Source organism: Archangium sp., from assembly GCF_036389735.1.
Lineage (GTDB): Bacteria > Myxococcota > Myxococcia > Myxococcales > Myxococcaceae > Archangium.
Genome location: NZ_DASVWK010001095.1, coordinates 1 through 7,977, shown reverse-complemented (window position 1 = coordinate 7,977; position 7,977 = coordinate 1). Strand labels below are relative to the sequence as shown.

Annotated in this window: 9 protein-coding genes; all 9 read right to left on the bottom strand. The window is 66.0% G+C overall.

Annotated features, from left to right (window positions below; genetic code table 11):
- On the bottom strand, nucleotides 1-1,250 hold a 1,250-nt coding region (locus VF794_RS39400; RefSeq protein ID WP_331118801.1), incomplete at its 3' end, for a cbb3-type cytochrome c oxidase subunit I.
- Nucleotides 1,234-2,283 (bottom strand): cytochrome c oxidase subunit II, encoded by a 1,050-nt coding sequence (gene coxB / locus VF794_RS39395; RefSeq protein ID WP_331118799.1) that lies wholly within the window; start codon nucleotides 2,281-2,283, stop codon nucleotides 1,234-1,236. The genes VF794_RS39400 and coxB, both read right to left, overlap by 17 nt.
- Entirely contained in the window at nucleotides 2,280-3,152 is an 873-nt protein-coding gene (locus tag VF794_RS39390; protein WP_331118798.1) for an SCO family protein, read from the bottom strand. Before VF794_RS39390 ends, coxB begins: the two co-directional genes overlap by 4 nt.
- A gap of 22 nt (nucleotides 3,153-3,174) precedes the next feature.
- Nucleotides 3,175-3,654 (bottom strand): hypothetical protein, encoded by a 480-nt coding sequence (locus tag VF794_RS39385; RefSeq protein ID WP_331118796.1) that lies wholly within the window; start codon nucleotides 3,652-3,654, stop codon nucleotides 3,175-3,177.
- Complete coding sequence (locus tag VF794_RS39380; protein ID WP_331118795.1) at nucleotides 3,651-4,859, bottom strand: hypothetical protein; 1,209 nt, start codon at nucleotides 4,857-4,859, stop codon at nucleotides 3,651-3,653. The genes VF794_RS39385 and VF794_RS39380 overlap by 4 nt, the downstream gene beginning before the upstream one ends.
- Nucleotides 4,859-5,425, bottom strand: a complete 567-nt coding sequence (locus VF794_RS39375; protein WP_331118793.1) for a cytochrome c — start codon at nucleotides 5,423-5,425, stop codon at nucleotides 4,859-4,861. The genes VF794_RS39380 and VF794_RS39375 overlap by 1 nt, the downstream gene beginning before the upstream one ends.
- Entirely contained in the window at nucleotides 5,422-5,973 is a 552-nt protein-coding gene (locus tag VF794_RS39370; protein ID WP_331118791.1) for a DUF3341 domain-containing protein, read from the bottom strand. The genes VF794_RS39375 and VF794_RS39370 overlap by 4 nt, the downstream gene beginning before the upstream one ends.
- Before the next feature lie 3 nt (nucleotides 5,974-5,976).
- Nucleotides 5,977-7,425: an NrfD/PsrC family molybdoenzyme membrane anchor subunit gene (gene nrfD / locus VF794_RS39365; protein WP_331118789.1), complete on the bottom strand. Its 1,449-nt coding sequence runs from the start codon at nucleotides 7,423-7,425 to the stop codon at nucleotides 5,977-5,979.
- Between the two features lie 3 nt (nucleotides 7,426-7,428).
- Nucleotides 7,429-7,977 (bottom strand): 4Fe-4S dicluster domain-containing protein (locus tag VF794_RS39360; RefSeq protein WP_331118787.1); only part of this gene is annotated, 549 nt, incomplete at its 5' end.

Below are 7,977 nucleotides of genomic sequence, written 5' to 3'. Positions count from 1 at the left end.
GCCATGAAGGCCATGATGGTCGCGCCCACCATGATGAAGTGGAAGTGCGCCACCACGAAGTAGGTGTCGTGCCAGGGCACGTCCAGCGACGCCGTGGCGAACGCCACGCCCGTCATGCCGCCGAACACGGTGAAGTAGAGGAAGCCGCAGAAGTAGGCGAAGGGCGTCTTGAAGTCGACCGCGCCCTTGTAGACGGTGCCCACCCAGTTGAAGACCTTGATGGCGGTGAACACGCCCACCAGCATCGTCAGCACCGCGAACACGCCCGCGTTGAACGTGGACTGGCCCGACACGAACATGTGGTGGCCCCAGGCGAAGAAGCCCACGAAGGCGATGCCCAGCGAGGAGAACGCCACCGCGCGGTAGCCGAAGATGTTCTTGCGGCTGAAGGCGGCCACCACCTCGGACATCACGCCGAAGGCGGGCAGCACCATGATGTACACGGCCGGGTGCGAGTAGAACCAGAACAGGTGCTGGAAGAGCACCGGGTCGCCACCGCGGGCCGGGTCGAAGATGCCGAAGTGGAAGAGCTGCTCACCGATGACCAGCAGCAGCACCAGGCCCAGTACCGGCGTCGCCAGCACCTGGATGCACGCCGTGGCGTACATGGCCCACACGAACAGCGGCAACTTCCACCAGGTGATGCCCGGCGCGCGCATGGTGTGCGTGGTGACGATGAAGTTGAGGCCCGTGGCGATGGAGCTGAAGCCGATGATGAACGCACCGAAGAGGATGGGCGCCACCGTCGTCGTCGTGTGCGTGCTGTACGGGGTGTAGAACGTCCAGCCCGTGTCCATGCCGCCGTTGATCATTCCCCAGATGGCGATGAACGCACCGGTCAGCAGCAGGTAGAGCGACAGGAGGTTCAGCCGGGGGAACGCCACGTCCTTGGCGCCCAGCATGAGCGGCAGCATGAAGTTGCCGAACGCGCCGGGGATGGCCGGGATCATGAACAGGAAGATCATCACCACGCCGTGCATGGTGAAGGCGCGGTTGTACGTCATCGCGTCGATGATCGTCGGGCCCGGCGTGAGCAGCTCCAGACGCACGATGAGCGCGTAGATGCCGCCGATGAAGAAGAAGAGCAGGACCCAGATGAGGTACATCACGCCGATGCGCTTGTGATCCAGCGTCAGCAGCCACGACTTCAGCGTGGTGCCATCGGTGAGGTAGCTCGGGTGGTGCTCGTGATGCTCATCCGGCACGGGCACGGCGCCCGGCTCGGCTGCGATGCTACTGGATGGGCTCATAGACAGGTCCTTGAGAGGAAGCGCCGGTGCGGATGTCCGGAGTGCGCAGGGTCTTGATGTATTCGACGATGGCCGCCGTCTGGGGCCCCGTCAGCTTGCCCTGGAAGGTGGGCATGACGTTGGGGAAGCCGGCCGCCAGGTGGGCTCCCGGGTCCATCATGGACTGGGTGATGTAGGCCTCGTCCACCCGCAGGCTCAGGCCGTCCTGCATGGTCTGCTGCCTTCCGTAGAGGCCGAGGAAGGTGGGCCCGATGTGCGGCTCGCCATTGACGGTGTGGCACTTGAAGCAGCCCACCTCGGCGGCGACCTTCTGACCCTGCTCCGCCATGCGGGCGGTGTGGGGCACCAGGCTCACGTCCGCCAGCGCGTCCTGGCGGTTGGCCAGGTAGCCCTGACGCTGCTCCTTCACCCAGGCGTCCCACTCCTCGGCCGAGAGCACCACCACCTCACCCAGCATCTTGGAGTGGGAGAGGCCGCAGTACTCGGTACAGAGGATCTGGTACGTGCCCGGCTTGGTGGCCTCGAACCAGGTCTGCGTGTAGCGGCCCGGCACCGCGTCCATCTTGATGCGGAAGGCCGGCACGAAGAAGGAGTGGATGACGTCACGCGAGGTGATGAGCAGACGCACCGGGCGGTTGGCCGGCACGTGCAGCACGTTCACCCCGTTGGGGCCCTCCGGGTAGGAGAACTTCCACATCCACTGCTTGCCCATGACGTAGACGTCCATCGCGTCCGTGGGCGGCGTGGAGACGAAGACGAAGTCCCGGAAGCCGATGACGAACCACGTCAGGAAGAAGATGAGCGGCAGCGAGACGAAGAGGAACTCCGTCTTCACCGACGGGACGACGTACTCCGTCGCCTGGTTGGGGGTGCGCCGGCGGTAGCGGAAGAAGAAGAAGACCGCTGCGGTGCCGACGGCGAGCGAACTCAGCATCGTCACCGTGACGACGAAGTAGTGCAGCAGGTCCACCCGCTCCGCGAAGGTCGACGCGCGCTCTGGGAGGAACAGGATGTTGTTCATCAACTCATTCATGCTGCGGCGCCTTTCTTCAGCTCACGCCTCCAGTAGTAGGCGAGCATGGTCGCGAGCGCGCTGAAGATCATGAGCGCGCCCAGCCGGAGGAATCCAAAGACATAGAAGCCGTACCGCCGGGTGGCGGTGTCGTACTTGAAGCAGGTGAGGACGATGCGGTCGAAGCTGGTACCTACCCGGCCTCCCGCGGCCTCCACCAGGGCCATCTTCATGTCCTGCACCCGGAAGGACGTGCCGTACAGGTAGCGCGAGATGGACCCTTCCGGCGTCAGCACGTGCACCACGGCCGGGTGCACGTACTGCTTGGTGTCGGCGTCGTAGGCGTACTTGAAGCCCACGGTGTCGGCGACCTGGCGGATGTGCTCCTCGGTGCCGGTGAGGAAATGCCAGGGGGCCGTCTCGGGCTGGCCCATGGACTGGAGGTGACGCCGACGGCGCTCGAGACTCTGCGCCGGCGTGTCCTTCGGGTCGATGCTGACGGTGACCGCCTCGTAGTCCTTGCCGAGCTCCAGCCCCAGCTCGCGCATGTTGCGGATCTGCTCGTTGATGACGAGGTTACAGAGCAGCGGGCAGTTGTAATACACGAGCGTGAGCAGCACCGGCTTGGTCCTCGGCAGCACGTCGCGCAGGCGCACGGGCTTGCCGAAGGCGTCGGTGAACCGAGCCTCCAGCGCGACCAGCTCTCCGAGGTGCTCCTCCACGTCCACGCCCCGCACCTGCGGCGGAGCATTGGACTGGGCGTCGATGATGCTCTGGGGCGTCTTGCCCCCACCCGGCAGGGCGTGGGCCGGCAGCCCGGCACCCAGTGCCAGGAGCAGTGCGGCCAGTCCGGCGCGCAGGGAAAGCGAGGAGGGGGAGGGGGTGTACATCGCGCTTCTTCCTACCGCGAAACTACGGCTGCTTGGGCGCCGGCTGCTGCTCGGGCGCCGGGGTGGGGGCGGGAGCCTGCTGCCGGGTGGCGGCCTGCTCGGAGACGATGGTGTCCATGGCGGAGGAGATGGTGGGCCGGGCCACCACGCCGGGCTGATCCGCCCAGCCGTTCTCCAGCGCCTTCTGCTGGGCGTTGATCTTCTCCTCGGCGCGCGTGTCCAGCTCGAACATGCGCTGGTTCACGATACCAATCTCGTAGGCCGTCCGGTGGTCCTTGTCCGGCGTGATGAGGGCCGGAATGGGGGCGGACCCCTGGGGGACCAGGTCGTTCGTCACGGCGATCTGCAGGCGCCAAGCCCAGATGCCGCCGACGATGAAGATGGCGAGGGCCACGGCCCCCACCTTGGCCACCCCGAGGGTGTCGATGTGGTCCTCTTCCGCGGCCACGCCGTGCGCACCGCGAATGACGCGCGACTCGAGCTCCGTCTCGGTCTTCTTCATGGCTGCACGTACCTCAGCGACTCAGAGATGTAGGGGTCCTTCACCGGCAGCGTGTAGCGGCCACGCGCCAGGAAGATGGCCCCGGCCACCGCCACCCCGCCCACGCCCACGAAGGCGGTGAGGAGCGTCCAGTGGAAGGAGGGGCCCTGGGGAGAGAAGGCCGGCCAGATGAGCCAGTACAGGTCCACCGCGTGCATCACCAGCAGGTAGACGGCCATCACCGCCAGCAGCCGCGGCTTGAGCTTCAGGTTGCGCGACAGCAGGGTGAAGAAGGGCACCACGAAGCCCATGACGAAGAGCGCGATGGACAGCGGCTTCCAGGCGCCCTCGATGCGCAGCTTGAACCAGCCGGCCTCCTCCGGGATGTTGGCGATCCAGATGAGGAGGAACTGGGAGAAGGCGATGTAGGCCCAGAAGGCCGTGAACGCCAGCATCAGCTTGCCCAGGTTGTGGTAGTGCGCCGTCGTCACCAAAGTGCCGTACTCGTCCTTGCCCTGCGCGTTCACCGTGGCGATCGTCAGCACGCAGAAGGCCGCCAGGAAGCTGCCGGCGAAGTAATAGACGCCGAAGATGGTGGACTGCCAGAGCGGCGTGAGCGTCATCAGCCAGTCGAAACCAGCAAAAGTAATGGTCAGCGCAAGGAAGGGCAGCGCCCCCGGGGAGAAGCGCCGCAGCTTGACGGTCAGCTCCAGCGCGCCGGTGGTGTCCTGCTCGGTGCTCCAACGACGCAGCCGGAACGCCACGAAGGCCCACACCGCGAAGTAGATGGCCTGACGGATGTAGAAGAACGTCAGGTTGAGGTAGGGGTGCTTGTGGTGCAGGTGGTGCAGCTCCACCTCGTTGAACTTCACGCCGTCCGTGCCGGGGAACACCCAGGCCTGCGGATCCACCCAGGGGAAGATGTGCTTGGCCCCCAGGAGGATGGGCAGAATCAGGGGGATGAAGACCACCACGCTGGCGCCCATGGTCTCCATGGCGCGGCGGATGATGGTGATCCACTTGGCCTTGGCCGTGTGGAAGATGGCCACCATGATGATGGCGGCCACCGAGATGCCCAGCCAGTAGCAGAAGGCGAGCAGGTAGCTGAACGTGGTCGGCTGGGGCGCGGTGAAGAAGCCCACGAGGGTCAGCACCAGGCCGATGGCGCCCACGGCGCCAGCCATCGTCATCACCTTCGAGCCGTTGAAACGATCCACGGCAATCATCAGCGGTTCTCCTGCGGAAGAGGCTGCTGGCCGCCGGTCACCTGGGTGCCGCGGGCCCGCTGCAGCGCGCGAACGTAGGCCACCACGGCCCAGCGCTCCTGGATGTTCAGCTCGCCAGAGAAGGACGGCATCACGCCGTAGCCCTCGTTGATGGCGGCATAGAAGTGCCCGTCCGGCTTGTCGGCGAGCTGCTGGAGCGAGGGCGGCAGACGCAGCGCCATGTTCTCGGCCACCACGCTGTTACCGTCGCCGAGCCGGCCATGGCACTGCGCGCAGACGATGTTGTACTTCTTCTGGCCCAGCTCCAGTACCTCGCGGTTGAGCTCGAGCGGGTTGCTGGTGACGAACGTGCCGTTGACACGGCCCGTGCCGAGGCCGGGGCTGCCCACCAGCCGCTCGCGAGGAACCGTGCCCTCGGGCGGGGTGCGCATGGCCTTGCCATCCGCCCAGAACTCGCTCGTCTCGTAGTACTCGTACTTGGCCTGAGCCTCCATGCGCTGGAGGAACTCGGACGGGACGTTGCAGCCAGCCAGGGCGAGCCCGGCGGCGGGGATGAGCCACCTCATTCCTTCTCTCCCGTGACAACGGTCACATGGGTCGCACCCAGTGACTTGAGCTGGTCCGTGATGTCATCCGCCTTGGCGGTGACGGTCTTCGGCACGCTCAGCCAGTAGCCGTGCGTGGAGGCGCTGCGGAACTCCTCGCTCTCGAAGACAGGGTGGTACGGCTGGGGCAGACGGCTCAACCCCAGCAGACCGAAGAAGATACCGAACGCCGTGAGCAGCACCGCGAGCTCGAAGGTGATGGGCACCCAGGCCGGCAGGCTCAGCGTCGGACGACCACCCACGTTGAGCGGGTAGTCGATGGTGTTCATGTACGTCTGGAAGGCGAGCGCCGTGACGATGCCCGTCAGCGCGCCCCCGAGGGCGATGAAGGGCACGCGCGAGGGCGGGAGACCCAGCGCCTCGGACCCGCCGTGCAGCGGGTAGGGCGAGTAGGTGTCCATGCCTTCGTAGCCCTTCTCCCGCATCTGCCGGGTGGCATCCACCAGGGCCTCGGGAGTGGCGAACTCGGCGAGCACGAAGCTCTCCAGAACCTTGGGTTCGGCGGACATGGCTCAGTGCGCTCCGTGGGTGAGGGTCCCGGCGGCGGCCGTCTCGGTGCCGTGCGAGCCGTGGTGCGCGGCGTGCTTGAGCTCCAGCTGGAGCTCCTTCACTTCGCTCACCGCCACGGCGGGGACGAACTTGAGGAAGAGCAGGAAGAGGGTGCTGAACAGGCCCAGCGTGCCGATGTAGATGGACCAGTCCACCCAGGTCGGGCTGTACAGGTCCCACGACGAGGGCAGGAAGTCCTGCGTCAGCGACGTCACGATGATGATGAAGCGCTCGCACCACATGCCGATGTTCACCAGGATGGACGCCACCCACATGATGGGGATGCTGGTCCGGCACTTCTTGAACCAGAAGATGTTCGGCGTGATGACGTTGCAGGCGATCATCAGCCAGTACACCCCGGCGTACGGACCGCGCGCGCGGTTCACGTAGAAGGTCCAGATTTCATACTCGCTGCCGGAGTACCAGGCGATGAAGTGCTCCATCAGGTACCCGTAGGACACGATGAGACCCGTCGCCAGAATCACCTTGTTCATGTTCTCCAGGTGGCGGTCGGTGATGACGTCCCGGAGCTTGAGGTACTTGCGGGCGGGCACGATGAGGGTGATGACCATCGCGAAGCCGGAGAACACGGCGCCGGCCACGAAGTAGGGCGGGAAGATGGTGGCGTGCCAGCCGGGGATGAGCGAGGTGGCGAAGTCGAAGGACACGATCGTGTGCACGCTGACCACGAGCGGGGTGGAGATACCCGCCAGCAGCAGGTAGCCGATCTTGTAGTTGTGCCAGTGACGGCCCGAGCCGCGCCAGCCGAGCGCGAAGAGGCCGTAGATGGTGCGCTGCAGCTTGCCCTTGGACGAGTCACGCAGGGCCGCCAGGTCGGGGATGAGCCCCACGTACCAGAAGAGGGCGGACACGGTGAGGTACGTCGAGATGGCGAACACGTCCCAGACGAGCGGCGAGCGGAACTGCGGCCAGGCGCCCAGGGTGGACGGGTAGGGGAAGAGCCAGAAGGCGAACCAGGGACGGCCCGTGTGCAGCAGCGGGAAGAGACCCGCGCAGCACACGGCGAAGAGCGTCATGGCCTCGGCGAAGCGGTTGATGCTCGTGCGCCACTTCTGCTGGAAGAGCAGGAGGATGGCGGAGATGAGCGTACCGGCGTGGCCGATACCGACCCACCAGACGAAGTTGATGATGTCGAAGGCCCAGCCGTTGGGCTGGTTGTTACCCCACATGCCGATGCCACGGGCCAGGGTGACGGTGACACCCAGCACGAGCAGGCCGAGGGCGGACAGGGCCAGCCCGAACAGCATGAACCAGCCCTTACCCGGCTTGGCCCACACGTGGTCCAGCAGGGTCTCGTTGAGCGTCTTGTCGTCGTGGTGCGGCGCGACGAGGTGCCGCGGCTCGAGCGGGTCGACCCCGGCGGCGGCGGTATGTGCAGCGGTCTCGGCCATGGCTTAGTGGCCTCCTTCGGGCTGCCCCTCGGCGGGCTTGGCGGGCACGAGGGCGGGATTGGGGTTGCGCAGACGGATGAGGTGAGCGGTGCGCGGCTTGGTACCCAGCTCGTGCAGCAGCTTGTAGGCGCGCTCGTCGTTGTGGTGCCTGGTCACCTGGGCATTGGGGTCGCTCAAGGTGCCGAAGACGATGGCCTCGGTGGGGCACGTCTGCTGGCAGGCGGTCTGAAGCTCCTTCTCGAAGATGGGCCGCTTCTCGACGCGCGCCTTGATGCGGACGCGCTCGATGCGCTGCACGCAGTAGGTGCACTTCTCCATGACGCCGCGGTTGCGCACCGTGACGTCCGGATTCATCAGCATCTTCTGCGTGGGCGTCTTGTCCGCGGTGTAGTGCAGGTAGTTGAAGCGGCGGACCTTGTACGGGCAGTTGTTGGAGCAGTACCGCGTGCCGACGCAGCGGTTGTACACCATGTCGTTGAGGCCCTCGTCCGAGTGGACGGTGGCGTTCACCGGGCACACGTACTCGCAGGGCGCCTTCTCGCAGTGCACGCA